Source organism: Micrococcus sp. FDAARGOS_333, assembly GCF_002206575.2.
In the GTDB taxonomy this organism is placed as follows: Bacteria; Actinomycetota; Actinomycetes; order Actinomycetales; family Micrococcaceae; genus Micrococcus; species Micrococcus lylae.
Genome location: NZ_NJFJ02000001.1, coordinates 1,940,258 through 1,956,361 on the forward strand (window position 1 = coordinate 1,940,258; position 16,104 = coordinate 1,956,361).

A 16,104-nucleotide genomic window follows, 5' to 3' on the forward strand; every position below is an offset into this window, starting at 1 on the left:
CGTGTCACCGAACCGTCAACGGCTGTTCGCCCCCAGGTCACCGGCCCGCAGGCCGTCCTGCACCTGCCAGGGCACCAAGGCGATCATGACACCCGGCTCGCGCTGCAGGCGGCTCCGCAGCCGGGAGGCGGCCCTGTTGTGCAGGAGGGTGCGCCAGCCCGGCCGCACCACGTACTCGGGCAGGTAGACCATCGTGAGCCCGTGGCCGCGTCGGCCGGAGAGCCTGCGCAGGTGGCGCACGAGCGGGGTCACCGCGTCGCGATAGGGGGACCCGACCACGGTCAGCGGCACCGGCACGGCGGCCCTCTCCCACTCCGCCAGCAGAGCGGCGGTCTGTTCCCTCTCGATGTCCACGACGACGGCCTCCAGGCTCCCGGGGCGGCTCGCCCGGGCGTAGGCCAGGGCCCGCAGGGTCGGCCGGTTCAGCGACGTCACCACCACGGTGGCGTGGACCCGCGACGGCAGCGCCCGTGCGTCGTCGTCCTCGGCGGGGGCCAGCTCTGCGGCGACGGCCCCGTAATGGGCGTGGATCCGCCCCATGAGCAGCGCGCCCAGGAGGATCGCCGGCAGCGCGACCCAGGCGCCGCTGGCGAAACGGGTCACGAAGACGACCACGCCGGCCAGGACGGTGACGCCGAGCGCGGCCGCCGTCAGCACCAGGCGCAGCCGGACGAGGGCGCGCCCGCGGGTGCCCGGGGTGTGCGCCAGGCGGCGACGCCAGAGCCGCAGCATGCCGGCCAGCGCGAGGCTGAACGCCAGGAAGACTCCGATGACGTAGACCTGCACCAGGTAGGCCGTGTTGGCCTCGAAGACCAGCAGGAGGACCGCCGCGCCGATGCCCAGGCAGATCACCGACCAGCTCTGGACGAGACGGTCGCCGCGGGACTTGAAGTGGCGCGGCAGGTAGCCGCCCTCGGCCAGGCGCGCGGTGAGCGCGGGGAACGAGGCGAAGGCGGCGCGGGCGGCGATCAGCAGCAGCACGGCCACGGAGGCGACCACGAGCGTCGTCCACAGGGCCTGCCCGCCGAAGACCGCCGCGGCGATCTGCGCCACCACGGGAGGCGGAGTCAGCTCGTCGGGCACCGGGTTGCCGCCCGGGGTGCGCAGCAGGTCGTGGTCGAGGGCGACGACGACCCCCGTGCGCTGCGCCAGGTGCATGACGCCCAGGGTGAGGGCGGCCATCGTCCCGGCCATGCAGAGCAGGATCCAGCGCACCCCGGGCACCGACGGCCGGCGGACCTGCTCGACGGCGCCGACCGGGGCCTCCACGCCCGTCAGCAGGGCGGACCCCGCGGCGAAGGCGCGCAGGGCGAGCAGCCCGACGCCCAGGGCCGTGGCCGGTGCTGCGACCGCGTCCACCACGGTGTAGCCGGCGGACTGGGCCCGGGCGAGGCCGCCGGTCAGGTCCTGGACCACACCGACGGCGATCGTCGCGGTCAGCAGCACCACGAAGACGCTCACCAGCACGGCCGTCATCCTGCGGCCGCGTCCCGCTCCACGCAGGCACACGAGGACCAGCAGGAGCAGGGCCGCCAGCGCCACGGGGAGGCGGTGCCCGCGGAACACGGGGAACAGGGCGACCGCGTACTGCGCGAACGCGGCGAGGGACACGGCCACCGTGAACACGAGGTCCACCAGCAGCGCCGAGCTCGCCACGACGCCCGAGCGCGGGCCGAGGTTGGTCCGGGCCATCTCGTAGATGCCGCCGCGCGGCACTGCGACGACCGCGGCGCGGAAGGCGAGGACGATCAGCAGCATGATCGCGACCACCGCGATGCCCACGACCGGCCCCAGCGCCAGCCCCGCCGCGCCGGCGGTCACGAGCGTGAGGATCACCTCGTCCGGCGCGTAGGCCAGTGAGGAGAACGCGTTCGAGGAGTGCACGGGCAATGCCGTGGTGCGCGGCAGAGCAGTGCGCTGCCCCGGCCCGGAGGCCACGGGGCGGCCGACCAGCAGTCGGCGCAGAGAGGACAGGACCGTCGTCACGTCGGACACAGTACCCGCGTCGCGGGCGTCGGTCCTCTCCGGGTGGGATGATGGCGATCGGCGGCCAGCGTGGCCGCAGGAGGAGGCACTCACCGTGGCGCATTTCGTCATCCTGGGCTGCGGGCGCGTCGGCGTCGCCCTGGCCCGCACGCTCGAGGACGCCGGCCACTCGGTGGCCGTGGTGGACCGCGACCGGCACCGCTTCGAGGCGCTCGGCGAGGACTTCTCCGGCACCACCGTCGCCGGCGTCGGCTTCGACCAGGACATCCTCTGCCGGGCCGGGATCGAGCAGGCCGTCGGCATGGCCGCGGTCTCCGCGGACGACAGCACCAACGTCATCGCCGCCCGGGTGGCCCGCGAGCACTACGGCGTGCGCCATGCCGTGGCCCGGATCTACGACCCGGAGCGGGCGACCGTGTACCAGCGCCTCGGCGTCTCCACCGTGGCCGCCGTGCAGTGGACCACCGACCGCATCCTCTCCCGCCTGCTGCCGGCCGGCACCGGGCGCTCCGAGCACCGCGACGCCTCCGGCGAGCTGCTGATCGGCGAGCTCACCTGCGCCGCGTCCTGGTACGGCCGATCCGTGGGCGAGCTCGAGGAGGTCACCGAGGCCCGGGTGGCGTACCTGACCCGCTTCGGCGAGGGCGTCGTCCCCTCCGCGGAGACGCTGCTGCAGGAGGGCGACGTCGTGCACCTGGTGCACCCGGTGGACCGCCGTGACGAGGTCGAGGCCCTCGTGGCCGGGGCACCGGAGAAGGAGGAGTCATGAGGGTGGTCATCGTCGGGGCCGGCGCGGTCGGCACGTCCATCGCACGGGAGCTGTGCGCCCGCCGGCACGAGGTGTGCGTGATCGAGCACCGTCACGAGATCGCCGAGCGCGCCGACCTGGGCTCCGCCGCCGTCCTGGTCGGCGACGCCGCGGACCTGTCCGTGCTGCGCCGCGCCGAGCTGGACCGGGCGGACGTGCTCGTGTGCGCCACGGGCGACGACCGGGCGAACCTCGTGGTGTCCCTGCTCGGCCGCAGCGAGTTCGGCGTCGGCCGGACCGTGGCCCGTGTCAACAACCCGCGCAACCACTGGCTGTTCGGCGAGGCATGGGGCGTGGACGTGGCGGTCTCCACCCCGTCGATCATGACGGCGCTCGTGGAGGAGGCGGTGGAGACCGGCGACCTCGTCCGGCTGCTGGACATCGGCTCCGGCGAGGCGGCGCTGTCCGAGTACACCGTGCCCCGGGACCACTGGACCGTCGGACGGCGCATCGGCTCCATCAGCTGGCCGGACGAGGCCCCGCTCGTGGCGGTCGTGCGCGACGGCCGCCCGCGGACGCCGCAGGCTGACGAGGTGCTGCAGGCCGGGGACGAGGTGTTCTTCCTGAGCTCGACGGACTCGGAGGCGACGCTGCGTGACCTGCTCGTGGACCCGGTGGACGGTCGGTCCTGACCGACTCCGTCGCGCACCGGCCCGGGGGACGGCGCCCCGCCTCAGCCCGCCGCCGTCCTCCGCGGCGCGGACACGGACCAGGCCAGCCAGAGCCCGAGGGCGTAGAACGGCAGGCCCATCACCAGACGCGCCACACCGAGCGCCGTCGTGGCCTCGGCGAGATACAGCGGCAGCTGCACCGCCAGACGGGTGAGCATGACGGCCACCATGATCCACGTGGCCACCGCGTAGGCGCGGCGGCGGGCACGGTCGTGGCGCCAGTCCACCCCCTCCCCGCGCACCATGCCGAAGATCAGGCCCACCACGGGCCAGCCGACGAGGATCGAGACCACGAACCCCAGCGAGTAGAGACCGTTCGTCACGAAGCCCCAGACGTAGAAGTCGCGGGCCTGCCCGGTGGTGAGGGCCATGACCACACAGAGCACCACCACGGCGAGGCCGGCGACGGCCTGCACGGGAGACTGCCGCTGGACCAGGCGCACCGCGCCCATCACCACGGCCACGCCCACCGCGGCGACGCCGGAGGGCCACACCGCCTGGGTCACCATGAAGGCGACCATGAACACGAAGGTCGGCAGCGAGGCCTCCACGATGCCGCGCCAGCCGCCCACACTCGCCAACGGGTCCAGTCGGCCCTTCTCGTCCAGCCGTGCGGACCCGCCCCACGAGCGCATCAGCGCGGAGGGCGCGTCCGGGGACAGGGGCGCGTCCGCCTCAGCGGCGTCGCGGCCCGGCGCCGGGGCGGGCCGGTGCTGTCCGGGTGCGCCGCCGTCGTCGGGACGCCCGGAGGGACGGGGGTGCTCGTCGGGCTGGGTCACGGACGCTCCTGTCGGCGACCCGGTGCGGGAACCAGGTCGTAGGCGGGGTTGTGGACGGTGGGGACGCCGTCGGCGGTGGTCAGCGTTCCGCGCACGCGCAGCCACTGCCCGGGCAGCACCTGGGGCACTCGGCGGCGCCCATGCCAGAGCAGCACGACCGTGTCCTCGGCAGACTCCTGCCCCGGCTCGGGCAGGGCCTCCGCGAGCTCGGCGCGGAAGACGGCGTCCGCGTCGGCCGCCGGGACCGTGACGGTCGCGACCACGCCGACGCGCTCGACCGTCTCGGCCATGTCAGCGGACCTCGGTGATCTCGGGACCGCGCTCGGGCAGCTGCGGGGCCTCGGCCGGGGCACGCTCGCCGGTGACGTCGGCGGACTCGCCGCCCGGCCGACGACGACGTACCGGCCGCGCGTTGACCGGCGGGCGCAGCGGGAGCAGCTCGCGCGGCGGGACGGGCTCCTCACCGCGGACGACCACGAGGTCGGCGAAGACGCCCTCGATCTCCTCGGCGTCCTCCGGGTGCAGGGCGGCCTCACCCTGGATCACGCCGCGCACGAACCAGCGGGGCCCGTCCACGCCGATGAAGCGGGCCACGTTCCAGCCCGGCGAGCCGTCCGGCATGGAGGCGGGCACACGGCTCATGACCTCGGTGCCGAAGCGGCCCTGCCGCTCGTCCGCCACGGCACCGGGGGTGGTGCCCAGAGCGTCGAGGATCTCGGCCCGCAGGTCGTCCCACAGGCCCGACCGGCGCGGGGCGGCGAAGGCCTGCAGCTGCACGGCGGACGTGCCGGCGGTGACGGTCACGGCGATCACGCGCTGGGTCTTGTCCTCCAAGTCCAGGCGCAGCTTCATGCCCTGGCGGGCCTTGATGCGCAGGGAGCCGAGGTCGATGTAGCCCTTGGCGTCCGGACGGTCGGCCACGTCGAACGGGCCGGTCGTGTCGTCGCCGGCAGGCATCAGGCCGGCCGCGATGCGGTCCCGGTCCTCCATCAGCTCCTCGGGCAGGGTGACCTGCTCATGGCGTACGTTGCGGTTGCGTCCGAAGATCATGCGTTCCTCCTTGCGGGCGTCCGGCTCAGCGGTCGTTCTGCGGGGCTGCGGCGGCGTCCGGTCCGGCGGCCGGGGTGAAGCCTCCGGTCGATCCGAATCCGGCGGCGCCGCGGGCGGAGTCCTCGAGCCGCTCGACGCGCACGAAGTCGGCCTGCACCACCGGCTGGACCACCAGCTGGGCGATGCGGTCACCGCGCTGGAGGCGGATCGGCGAGGACGGGTCCATGTTGACCAGCGGCACCTTGATCTCGCCACGGTAGCCGGCGTCGATGGTGCCGGGGGCGTTCACGACGCTCAGGCCCTGGCGCACGGCCAGGCCCGAGCGCGGATGCACGAAGGCGGCGTAACCGGCGGGCAGGGCGATCGCCACGCCTGTCGGGACCAGCGCGCGCTCCCCGGGGGCGAGCTCCACGTCCACGGAGGTGCGGAGGTCGGCGCCGGCGTCGCCCTCGACGGCGTAGGCGGGCGGCTCGAGCCCATCGTCCAGCAGCTGCAGCGGCACAGGGATGCGGTGGATGTCACTCACAGCGGGCCACTCTACCCGAGCGACCGCGCGCCGGGCCGGGCGGAGGAGGGTGCGTGTGGGAAGCTGGAGCACATGCGTGAGAACCAGCAGACCGCCCCCGCCGCCGAGGCCGAGACCGTCCTGTTCGAGGAGCGCCTGACGCCGTCCGTGGGCGTGTGGGTCGTGGCCGTCATGCTGGCCGCGCTCTCGGTGCTGGTGTTCGCGCCGATCAACCTGACCACCGGCATCGTGGCGGCAGTCCTGTTCTTCATCGTGGAGGCGATCGTCCTGGTCACGTCCACTCCGCGGATCGTGGTGACGGGCACGGACCTGCAGGTCGGCAAGGCCCGCATCGAGCGCTCCTACCTCGGCGAGGTCACCGGCTTCCTGGGCGACGACGCCCGTCAGCAGCGCGGCGCCCGTCTGCACGGCCTCGCCTACACGGTCATCCGCGGGTGGATCTCCCCCGTGGTCCGCATCCAGCTCACCGACGAACGCGACCGCACCCCGTACTGGCTGACCAGCACCCGCCGTCCGCAGGAGCTCGTCAAGGCCCTCGGCGGCACCATGCACACCGCCGAGGCGGAGGACCTGGAGCACGACGGGCACCGCTGAGTCGCAGCGCCGCGCAAGGGACCAGAGGCTGCGCACGACCCGCCCTGACACGCCAGAACGCCCCGGACATCCGATCGGATGCCCGGGGCGCTCTGCGTGGTCTGCTGCCGGCGGGTGCGCCCGGCGGATCAGCTCTCGCAGTCGGTGCAGAAGATGAGGCCGCCTTTCTCGCGCGCGGCCTGCGAGCGGTGGCGGACCAGGAAGCAGGAGGCGCAGGTGAACTCGTCGGACTGCGCGGGCAGCACCCGGACCATCAGCTCTTCGTTGGAGAGGTCGGCGCCGGGCAGCTCGAAGCCCTCCGCGGCCTCGGTCTCATCCTCGTCGACGACGGCGGACTGGGTGTCCGTGCGACGGGACTTCAGCTCCTCGATGGAGTCCTCGGTGCCGTCGTCGTCGTTCTTCCGGGGGGCGTCGTAGTCGGTGGCCATGGGGGATCTCACGCTCCGCTCAGGTCTGGACCGGCGGGACGGGCCGCACCGCCGGTGAAGAAAGGGGGACGGACCGCTGGTCACTGTGGGGCTTCGTCACCCCGACGAGGGGCTGACCACACGGCGCCGTTGCGCGTAGATTGTGCACGATCGTCGCCTCGGTGCCAAATGAGAGCCGGCCGCATCCGTGTTCCGTTCGTCACAGCGTGGACGTGTTCTAGGATCGGACGACGGACGCGCGCAGGCGCGCCCGGTCCTGACGGCACCCGTCCGGGCCCGGGCCGACGCCGCCGCACCGGTGAGCACGGAGACGACCCGAAGGAAGGCACTGGCGCCCATGGCCGAGATGCGACCGGCTGGACTGACCGAGGACGGCACCGCCCTGCGGCTGACCGACCAGGACGGCGGCGAGCACACCCTCCCCCTGACCGACGAGGTGCGCTCTCTGGTGACCGCCGACTCCGGCGGCGGCACCGCCGACTCCCCCGCCGCCACGGCGTCCCGGGAGAAGGACGACGACGACCGCCCCACCTCCGCCGGGGACGTCGCCTCCGCCTCCGACGGCCGGCAGGACGACGTCGGCGCCGTCGGCCGGCCCCGCCCGGGCTCCTCGACCCGCCCCGGCGCCGACGCCGCAGACGAGGTCCCGGCCGCCCAGGTGTCCCCCCGCGAGATCCAGGCCCGCATCCGCGCCGGCGCCACCGCCGAGCAGGTCGCCGAGGCCACCGGCGCCTCCCTGGCCCGTGTCCGCATCTTCGAGTACCCGGTCCTGGCCGAGCGCGCGTGGATCGCACAGCAGGTCCAGCAGCTCGAGGTGTGGGTCGGCGGCCCGGACCTCTACTCCTCCACGGTCGAGGACGGCGGCCCGAGCACCCTGGGCGAGCTCGTCTCCCATCGGCTGCAGGAGCTCGGCCTGGACGCGGACGCCGTGACCTGGGACGCCTGGCGCGAGGGCCCGGGCCCATGGACCGTGGTCGCGGACTTCAGCCTGGAAGGGCTGCGCTCCAAGCCGACGCAGGAGCAGCCGCCGGCCCGGTTCGCGTTCCGCCAGGGCGCCAAGCAGGTGGACCACGTGAACCGCTGGGCCCAGCTGCTGGCCGACGCCGAGACCTGGAACATCCCCTCCGGCCGGTCGAAGGACGACGAGACCCCGTTCGACGTCGAGGCGGGGGACGTCCCCGAGCGCCCGGCCGCCGAGCCGACCGCCCTGCACCCGGACACCGCCCCAGACCCGGACGAGGAGCTGCTCGACATCCTCCGGGCCCGCCGCGGCCAGCGCCTCGGCGCAGACGAGGAGTCCGACGACGCCCTCGCCCTGATGCTCACGCGAGAGGAGACCCCGAACCCGCAGCCGCCGGCGAAGCCGCCCCTGGCGGCCGCAGACGACACCGGCGCCGGCTCCGCCGTCTCGGCCGACCGGACCGAGTACCTGTGGGACGACGAGGACGCCGGCGACGACAGCCCGCTGGCCTCCGTGCACGCCTTCCGCTCCGCGGACCCCGCACGTGACGAGGACGCGGGCGACGCCGACGCCCGTGACGAGGATGCCGCGGCTGAGGAGACCACGGACCCGCAGGACGAGGACAAGGCCGCCGAGGACGAGGCCGCCAACGAGGACGCCGCGCAGAAGCCTCGCCCCGGCCGGTCGACCTCCGGCCGCGGGACCTCGCGCGGACGCATCGCGGACGTGCTGATCAAGGACACCTCGGAGCCGAAGCCCGGCGCGCAGAAGGAGTCGCCCCGGTCGAAGTCCTCGACCCGCCGCGCCTCCGTGCCGAGCTGGGACGAGATCGTCTTCGGCCGCAAGAACGACTGACCCCTCCCGGGCCCTCCGCCCCCCAGCAGCCCGGGAGACGGCGCACGGGAGACGGCGCACGGCAGGGCACCGTCAGGACGCACGGCAGGGCACCGTCAGGACGCACGGCAGGGCACCGTCAGGAGGGGCTCTCCCCGCTCAGGTGCTGAGCAGCAGCAGGGGCACCTCACGCTCCGCTCGGGTGGGCGAGCCGTGCTGTCCGACCATCTCGAAGGCGTGGGCACCGACCCGGCGGCCGTCGTAGAGGGCCAGGTCGCCGTGGGCGGCGATGAGCAGGTCGCCGATGCGCGGGCGCACCCGGTCCGCGACCTTGGCGCCGAACCAGCCGGCGGCCACCGCCTCGTCCCGGGTCAGGACCCATGCGTAGGCGCCGTGGGCGGCACGCCAGGCCTCGGCCACGGCGGCGCGGCGCTCGGCGGAGACGTCCGCCCCGAAGTGCAGCTGCACCAGGCGCGGCTCCCCCGCCGTGTGTTCCACGCCGTCGAGCAGCTCCGGGAAGCGCAGACGCCCGTTGTCGAGCACCTCCGCGTAGTCGAGCCGACGGGAGTCGGGCACGTCCACCATCCCGTGGTCCCCGGTGATGCCGAGGGTGGAGCCGGGCGGCATCCGCTCGTGCAGCCGCTTCAGCGTGGTGTCGACCTCCTCGAGGGCATGGAGCCAGGAGTCGGAGCCCAGGCCGTCGCGGTGACCGGCCTTGTCCAGCTCGTTGAAGTACAGGTAGACCAGGGCAGGCTGCCGGACGCTGTCCAGCACGCCGAGGGCCAGCTGCATGCGGGCGGCCATCGTGGAGCCGGCCCGGTACTCGCCGCCGCGCAGGGCGGCGCGGGTCAGCGCGGAGCCGGCGAACAGAGGCAGGGAGACCGTGACCACCGCACAGCCGGCCGCCTCGGCCCGCTCCAGGACGGTGGGCAGCGGCTGCCACTGCTCCGGGACGGTGGCCGGGTCCCAGCCGCCGAGCATGTTCACCACCACGCCCCGCTCCGGATCGAGCACGTCATAGCCGACCACGCCGTGCACGCCCGGCTCCTCGCCGGTGCCCAGGCTGGTCAGGGAGGCCGCGGTGGTGGTCGGCACGGGCGCCTGCAGGACGCGGCCGTGGGACTCCATGGCGGACTTGAGGAACGGGGCGTGACCGCCGTAGCGGCGCAGCACGTTGCGGCCGAGCCCGTCCACCAGTGCGACCACGGCACGGCGGGTCTGCGGCCAGGCCAGCGCGTTGTCCAGCCCCTCCACCCCGAGCGCCGCGGCCGCCGAGGCCATGACGGAGCGCAGATGCCGCTCGGCCGGGACGACTCCGGCGGGGACGGGTGCGCTCATGCGACCGCCGCCAAGTGGACGCGGCGCAGGGTGCGGGCGAACGCCAGGGCGTCCTCGACCGCGGCACGCCCGTCGGCGTCCGCCGCCACGCGGATCACGAGGTCCTCGCGCGTGGAGGTGCCGGTATAGCCGTGGTCCGCCTCGCAGTTCGGGTCGGCGCAGCCGGCCGGCTGCAGGTCCAGGCGCTGGCCGCCGGCCCACTGCACGGCCAGCGTCATCTCGGCCACCGGGTCGGTGGGGCGGAACCGCTCGGGCTCGGCGTGGCCGGTGGTGATCACCACGGAGCCGATCGCGGACACCGGGACGAGCTCCGTGGAGATCTGGGCCAGCATGCGGCGCCCCTCGGTGTCCAGCGGGTGGTCGTCCAGGTGCGCGGCCACCACCACGTCCTCGCACACCACCAGCACGGTGATGTGGCGGTGGATCTCGTCGTAGTCGAAGTGGGTGTCCACGTGCACCAGGTGGGCCAGTGGCTGCCGCCCCTCCAGCTCCTGGGCCAGGTGGTGCGCCACCAGGTCCGGGTAGAACCCGGCGCGGGCGAGGGACTCGGTCAGCGACGGACCCGAGCCCACCGTCCAGCGGCGGCCCTGTTCGGCCGCGCCCAGGCGGTTCAGCGGTGAGCGGTGGTCGTCGTGCTCGTGGTTCCTGCGCAGCGGGGTCATGGGCTCCATGCTATCGGCGCCCGGACACCTGACCGCCGCATCCACAGGTGACGCCCTGGCGGCGCCGAGGGGCGTCGTCCACGAGGTCAGTCCCCGCGCATGGCACGGCGGGCGGAGTCGGTGCGCTGGCCGGCGTCCGCGACGTCCACCTCGGCCTGCAGCACCGTGACTCCGCCGGGGCCGGCCAGGACGGGGGCGAACCTCAGGCGGGCGACAGACGGCAGGTCGTCCTTGAGGGCGGCCACGCGGGAGACGAGGTCCTCCAGGGCCCCCATGTCCGCGGCGGGCACACCGCCGTGGGCCTGCAGCTTGGACGCGGCACGCGGGGCGCGGACCATCTGGGAGACGTCACCGGAGGTCAGCGGCGGGACGCGGTGCACCCAGTCGTCCAGCAGGTCGGTGGCGTCGCCGGTGATGCCGAAGGACACCACGGGGCCGATCAGCGGGTCCTCCAGGGCCGTGACGGTGACGGCCTGGCCGGCCGGCGCCATGGCCTGCACCTCGAGCTCGGTGACGCCGAAGGCCTTCAGCGCCTGGCGCATCTGTTCCACGTTGCGGCGCAGCGAGTCCGCGTCCGTGATGGACAGCCGCACACCGCCCAGGTCGAGACGGTGGCGCAGGTGCGGGTCGACCGCCTTCACGGCCACCGGGAACCCGAGGCGCTCGGCCGCCTCCACGGCCTCATCCGTGGTGCTGAAGCGCTCGGACGGGAGCGTGGAGATGCCATAGCAGCCCAACAGGCGCGCCGTCTCCTCCGGGGTGAGACGGGTGAGCTCGGTGCCGTTGTTGCCGCGGGCCACGGCGGCCTCCACGATCTCCTCCGCGGTGTGGCGGTCCACGCCCTCGAGCTCGATCGGCTCGCCCATGTCCTCGTCCCGCCAGTCCACGTAGGTGGCCAGGCGGCCGAGCACGCGCAGGGCCTTCTGAGGGGACGGGTAGAACGGGACGCCCGGCTGCAGGGCACCGGGCTCGGCGTCGTCGTCCAGCGGAGCCGAGCCGGCGAGCAGCGCACCGGAGTATTCCGGGTCCACCACATCGGTGAGGCAGACCAGGACCGGCACCTCGGCGCCGCGGGCGGCGTCCGAGAGTTCGCGGGCCAGATCGGCGGGGACCTCGGCCGACTGGTGCAGGCCGGCGCGGGCGATGACCACCACGGCGTCGGCGCGGCCGTCGGCGAGCGCGGTCTCCAGATCCTTGCGGACGGCGTCTGCGTGGCGGGCGGTGCCGTCCTCGGCGGAGGCGAGGCCGACGGTGCCCACGACCTCGAGGCCCTCGGCGGAGGCGGCGTCCCGGGCGAGGCGGTCCAGGGCGAGGGAGTCGCCCACCAGCAGCACGCGGCGGCCGCGCGGCAGCGGTTGGGAGGCCAGGGCCTGCATGAGGTCCATGAGCTCCTCGTGGGTCATGACCTCGATCGCGCCGGTCTGGTCCAGCATGGAGTCCACGGTGCCTTCGGGTGCCCGGGTGGTGCGGGTCTCGTGGCCCGGGGGCAGGTTGCGTCCGGTGACGTCCGAGCGGACCACCACGACCGGCTTGGTGCGGGAGAGGCGGCGGGCGATCCGGGAGAACTTGCGCGGGTTACCGAAGGACTCGAGGTACACGCCCACGGCGGCGGTCTGCGGGTCGTCCTCGAAGTACTGCATCGCGTCGTTGCCGGAGACGTCGGCACGGTTGCCTGCGCTGATCACGGTGGACACGCCGATGCCGCGGCGCAGGGCGGAGGAGGCGAGCATCGCGGAGATCGAGCCGGACTGGCTGAACAGGCCGATGCGGCCGCGAGCCGGCATGCCGGGCGCCGGGGAGGCGTTCAGGCGGATCTTCGGGTCGGTGCAGATCACGCCGAGCGAGGCGGGGCCGATGATGCGCATGCCCTCCGCGCGGGCACGGGAGACGAGCGCGCGCTGGGCGGCCACGCCCTCGGCGCCGGCGTCCGCGTAGCCGGAGGTGAGCACAAGGATCCCCTTGACGCCGTGCTCGGCGCACTGCTCGACGACGCCCGGCATCTCGTCCACGGGGACGGCGGCCACCACGAGGTCGACCGGGCCCGGGATGTCCTTCACATGGGCGTGGGCGGGCACACCGCAGACCTCGAAGGCCTCGCGGTTGACGGCATGGACGTCCCCGGTGAAGCCGCCGGCGAGGATGTGCTCGAGGACCACGTGGCCGACCGACTCGGGGTGACGGGAGGCGCCGACGACCGCCACGGAGGACGGGTTGACGATCTCGGAGACGGACCGGGCCTCGGCGCGGTGCTCGCGCGATTCCATGACGGCACGCCAGCGGGCGGTGGGGTCGATGGGGAACTCGACGGCCACGACGCCGTCCTCGAAGCGACGGGCGATCTCGAAGCCGGACTCCTGGAACACGGAGAGCATCTTGCGGTTCTCCGGGAGGACCTCGGCGGTGAAGCGGCGGATGCCGTTCTCACGGGCGGCGACGGCCAGGTGCTCCATGAAGATGGAGCCGAGGCCGCGGCCCTGCGCGTCGTCGGCGATGTTGAACGCCACCTCGGCGACGTCCTGGTTCGGGTAGCGGTCGTAGCGGCCGACGCCGAGGATGCGGCCGCGGCGCTGGACCACGAAGGCCACGCGGTCCTTGTAGTCGACGACGGTGAAGCGCTCGAGGTCCTTCTTGGACAGCTGCGACTTGTACGTGAAGTAGCGCAGGTAGATCGAGGACTCCGACTGGCCTCGGTGCATGGCCTGCAGGCCGTCCGCGTCGTCCGGAGTGATCGGCCGCAGGCGGGCGGTGGTGCCGTCCCTGAGCACGACGTCCGCCTCCCAGTGGCGGGGATATACAGGCTTCTGACGCTTCTCACCCATAGGATTCAGCCTAGACAATCTCCGAACCGTTGAGGACTCCCGAAGCACCATGACAGCCCGATCGACCCGTTCCCGCTCGGCCGGTGGCGACGCCCCGCAGCCCGTTCCCGTGGAGCAGGAGAACATCGTCGACGTCGACGTCGCGCAGGAGATGGAGGGCTCGTTCCTCGAGTACGCGTACTCGGTGATCTACTCCCGCGCCCTGCCGGACGCCCGCGACGGCCTGAAGCCGGTCCAGCGGCGCATCCTGTTCATGATGTCCCAGATGGGGCTGCGCCCGGACAAGGGGCATGTGAAGTCGGCCCGCGTGGTCGGCGAGGTGATGGGCAAGCTGCACCCCCACGGCGACGGCGCGATCTACGACGCCATGGTGCGCATGGCCCAGCCGTTCTCCCTGCGCCTGCCGGTGGTGGACGGCCATGGCAACTTCGGCTCGCTCGACGACGGTCCGGCGGCCCCGCGCTACACCGAGGCCCGCATGGCTCCGGCGGCGCTGGCGATGACCGCCGACCTGGACGAGGACACGGTCGACTTCGTCCCGAACTACGACAACCAGTTCACCCAGCCCGGCGTCCTGCCGTCGGCCTACCCGAACCTGCTGGTCAACGGGGCCTCCGGCATCGCGGTGGGCATGGCCACCAACATGGCCCCGCACAACCTGCGTGAGGTCGTCGCCGCGGCCCGCCACCTGCTCGGGCACCCGGACGCGGAGCTCGCGGACCTGATGGAGCACGTCCCCGGCCCGGACCTGCCCTCGGGCGGCCGGATCGTGGGCCTGGACGGGGTGAAGGACGCCTACGCCACCGGCCGCGGCTCCTTCCGCATGCGCGCCACCGTCGCTGTGGAGCAGGTCACCGCACGCAAGACCGGACTCGTGGTCACCGAGCTGCCGTACGGCGTCGGCCCGGAGAAGGTGATCGAGCGGATCAAGGACGGCGTCAACGCCAAGAAGATCACCGGCATCTCCGACGTCGTCGACCTGACGGACCGCAAGAACGGCCTCAAGCTCGTCATCGAGCTCAAGTCCGGGTTCAACCCGCAGGCCGTGCTCGCCGCGCTCTACAAGCACACGCCGCTGGAGGAGACCTTCGGCATCAACAACGTGGCCCTCGTGGACGGCCAGCCCCAGACCCTGGGGCTGAAGGAGCTGCTCCAGGTCTACGTGGACCACCGCCTGTCCGTGGTGCGTCGCCGGACCGAGTACCGCCTCGGCAAGAAGAGGGACCGGCTCCACCTGGTGGAGGGCCTGCTGCTGGCCCTGGTCGACATCGACGAGGTCATCGAGATCATCCGCACCTCGGACGACGCCGCCGCGGCCCGCACCCGCCTCATGCAGGTCTTCGACCTCACCGAGGTCCAGTCCAACCACATCCTCGAGCTGCGCCTGCGCCAGCTGACCAGGTTCTCCCGCATCGAGCTCGAAGCAGAGCGGGACGAGCTGGCCGCCGCGATCGCCGAGCTGGAGGCCATCCTCGCCTCGGACGCCCGCCTGCGCGAGGTCGTCTCCGGCGAGCTGGCGGACGTGGCGGACGAGTACGGCGACGACCGCCGCACCCGGCTGCTCGACGCCGAGAACCTCGCCTCCCCCACCGCCTCCGCCCCGGCGGCGAAGGAGGCCGGGGCCGTCGCGTCCCCGATGATGGTCGCGGACACCCCCTGCTGGGTGCTGCTGTCCACCGCGGGCCGCCTGCTGCGCACCGCGGACCGGACCCCGATCGCCCCTGTCGGCCGCCGCCACAAGCACGACTCCTACACCTCCGTGGTCCCGACGACGGCCCGCGGCGAGATCGGTGCCCTCACCTCCGCAGGCCGCCTCCACCGCCTCCAGGTCGTGGACATCCCCGCCGCCGCGGAGGCCTCCGCCTCCCCGCCCATGGCCGAGTCCGTGCCCGCCAAGGAGTTCGTCCCGCTCGAGCGCGGCGAGTCCCTCGTCGCCCTCGTCCCCCTGGACGCCGTCCTGGCGATCGGCACCGCCCGCGGTGTGGTCAAGCGCGTCCGCCCACAGTGGCCGCTGAACCGGGACGTGTTCGAGGCCATCACCCTCAAGGACAGGGACGCCGTGGTGGGCGCCGCACCCGCAGTGCAGGACGAGGACCACCTCGTGTTCGTCACCGCCGCCGGCCAGCTGCTGCACTATGAGGCCTCGCTGGTCCGTCCGCAGGGCCCGTCCGCCGGCGGCATGGCCGGCATGCGTGTGGCGGACAAGGACACCGTCCTCGCGTTCGCCGTCGCCCCGGCCGGCACCGTGGTGCCCGAGGCCGAGCTGTCCTCCTCCGAGCGTCCGGCCGTGGTGGTCACCGTGGCCGACGGCCAGTCCGACCTGCTCGGCTCCGCGCCCGGGTCCGTGAAGGTCACCCCGCTCGGCGAGTACCCGACCAAGGGCCGCGGCACCGCCGGCGTCCGCGCCCACCGGATGCTCAAGGGCGAGAACGCCGTGGTGCTGGCCTGGGCCGGCGCCTCCCCCGCCCTCGCCGCGTCGAAGGCCGGCGTCGCCCGCGCCCTGCCCACCGAGTTCGGCCGCCGCGACGGCTCGGGCGTCCCGGTGGACCAGAGGATCGAGGCGATCGGCTCCGGCGCCTCGCCGATCCTGGTGGCCGCCGCCCCTCAGGCCGACGACGCGGTGGAGGTCTCGGCCGAGTGAGCGACGC

The 16,104-nt window shown here is 73.7% G+C and carries 14 protein-coding genes; 5 read left to right on the forward strand and 9 right to left on the reverse strand.

Annotated features, from left to right (window positions below):
* Window positions 1-15 precede the first annotated feature (15 nt).
* Window positions 16-1,986 carry an APC family permease gene (locus tag CEQ11_RS08600; RefSeq protein ID WP_088478990.1) on the reverse strand — a complete coding sequence of 657 codons (1,971 nt, stop codon included), beginning with the start codon at window positions 1,984-1,986 and terminating at the stop codon, window positions 16-18.
* Window positions 1,987-2,080: 94 nt separating this feature from the next.
* Here CEQ11_RS08600 and CEQ11_RS08605 point away from each other — a divergent pair, with 94 nt between their 5' ends.
* Together CEQ11_RS08605 and CEQ11_RS08610 are read left to right on the forward strand one after the other, a co-directional pair.
* Window positions 2,081-2,755: a TrkA family potassium uptake protein gene (locus tag CEQ11_RS08605; protein WP_067191159.1), complete on the forward strand. Its 675-nt coding sequence runs from the start codon at window positions 2,081-2,083 to the stop codon at window positions 2,753-2,755.
* Complete coding sequence (locus CEQ11_RS08610; protein WP_088478337.1) at window positions 2,752-3,426, forward strand: TrkA family potassium uptake protein; 675 nt, start codon at window positions 2,752-2,754, stop codon at window positions 3,424-3,426. The genes CEQ11_RS08605 and CEQ11_RS08610 overlap by 4 nt, the downstream gene beginning before the upstream one ends.
* A 41-nt stretch (window positions 3,427-3,467) precedes the next feature.
* Here CEQ11_RS08610 and CEQ11_RS08615 read toward each other — a convergent pair whose 3' ends face one another.
* The 4 genes from CEQ11_RS08615 to dut are packed head-to-tail and all read right to left on the reverse strand — an operon-like array spanning window position 3,468 to window position 5,820.
* Complete coding sequence (locus tag CEQ11_RS08615; protein ID WP_227718818.1) at window positions 3,468-4,244, reverse strand: DUF3159 domain-containing protein; 777 nt, start codon at window positions 4,242-4,244, stop codon at window positions 3,468-3,470.
* Entirely contained in the window at window positions 4,241-4,534 is a 294-nt protein-coding gene (locus CEQ11_RS08620) for a hypothetical protein (protein WP_067191155.1), read from the reverse strand. Before CEQ11_RS08620 ends, CEQ11_RS08615 begins: the two co-directional genes overlap by 4 nt.
* Before the next feature lies 1 nt (window position 4,535).
* On the reverse strand, window positions 4,536-5,294 hold the full coding sequence (locus CEQ11_RS08625) for a DUF3710 domain-containing protein (RefSeq protein WP_070639285.1): 759 nt from the start codon (window positions 5,292-5,294) through the stop codon (window positions 4,536-4,538).
* Between the two features lie 25 nt (window positions 5,295-5,319).
* A complete protein-coding gene (dut, locus tag CEQ11_RS08630; RefSeq protein ID WP_088478338.1) occupies window positions 5,320-5,820 on the reverse strand; it encodes a dUTP diphosphatase in 501 nt (166 codons plus the stop codon).
* Window positions 5,821-5,892: 72 nt separating this feature from the next.
* On the opposite strand from dut, the gene CEQ11_RS08635 reads away from it, so the two are divergent.
* Entirely contained in the window at window positions 5,893-6,414 is a 522-nt protein-coding gene (locus CEQ11_RS08635) for a DUF3093 domain-containing protein (protein ID WP_088478339.1), read from the forward strand.
* A gap of 128 nt (window positions 6,415-6,542) precedes the next feature.
* On the opposite strand, the gene CEQ11_RS08640 is transcribed toward CEQ11_RS08635, so the two are convergent.
* Window positions 6,543-6,842: a DUF4193 domain-containing protein gene (locus CEQ11_RS08640; protein ID WP_070639280.1), complete on the reverse strand. Its 300-nt coding sequence runs from the start codon at window positions 6,840-6,842 to the stop codon at window positions 6,543-6,545.
* 337 nt (window positions 6,843-7,179) lie between these two features.
* On the opposite strand from CEQ11_RS08640, the gene sepH reads away from it, so the two are divergent.
* A complete protein-coding gene (gene sepH, locus CEQ11_RS08645) occupies window positions 7,180-8,658 on the forward strand; it encodes a septation protein SepH (RefSeq protein WP_127913480.1) in 1,479 nt (492 codons plus the stop codon).
* 138 nt (window positions 8,659-8,796) lie between these two features.
* Here the strand turns inward: sepH and CEQ11_RS08650 are convergent, their stop codons facing one another.
* The 3 genes from CEQ11_RS08650 to CEQ11_RS08660 all read right to left on the reverse strand — a co-directional run bounded on the left by CEQ11_RS08650 (window position 8,797) and on the right by CEQ11_RS08660 (window position 13,456).
* Window positions 8,797-9,975 (reverse strand): alkaline phosphatase family protein, encoded by a 1,179-nt coding sequence (locus tag CEQ11_RS08650; protein WP_088478341.1) that lies wholly within the window; start codon window positions 9,973-9,975, stop codon window positions 8,797-8,799.
* The gene (locus tag CEQ11_RS08655; protein WP_067188597.1) at window positions 9,972-10,637 is read right to left on the reverse strand and encodes a DUF5998 family protein; all 666 of its coding nucleotides are present in this window, start codon (window positions 10,635-10,637) and stop codon (window positions 9,972-9,974) included. The genes CEQ11_RS08650 and CEQ11_RS08655 overlap by 4 nt, the downstream gene beginning before the upstream one ends.
* An 86-nt stretch (window positions 10,638-10,723) precedes the next feature.
* The gene (locus tag CEQ11_RS08660; RefSeq protein WP_088478343.1) at window positions 10,724-13,456 is read right to left on the reverse strand and encodes a GNAT family N-acetyltransferase; all 2,733 of its coding nucleotides are present in this window, start codon (window positions 13,454-13,456) and stop codon (window positions 10,724-10,726) included.
* 49 nt (window positions 13,457-13,505) lie between these two features.
* Here CEQ11_RS08660 and CEQ11_RS08665 point away from each other — a divergent pair, with 49 nt between their 5' ends.
* Window positions 13,506-16,097, forward strand: coding sequence for a DNA topoisomerase (ATP-hydrolyzing) subunit A (locus CEQ11_RS08665; RefSeq protein WP_088478344.1), 2,592 nt, complete (start codon window positions 13,506-13,508; stop codon window positions 16,095-16,097).
* Window positions 16,098-16,104 lie beyond the last annotated feature (7 nt).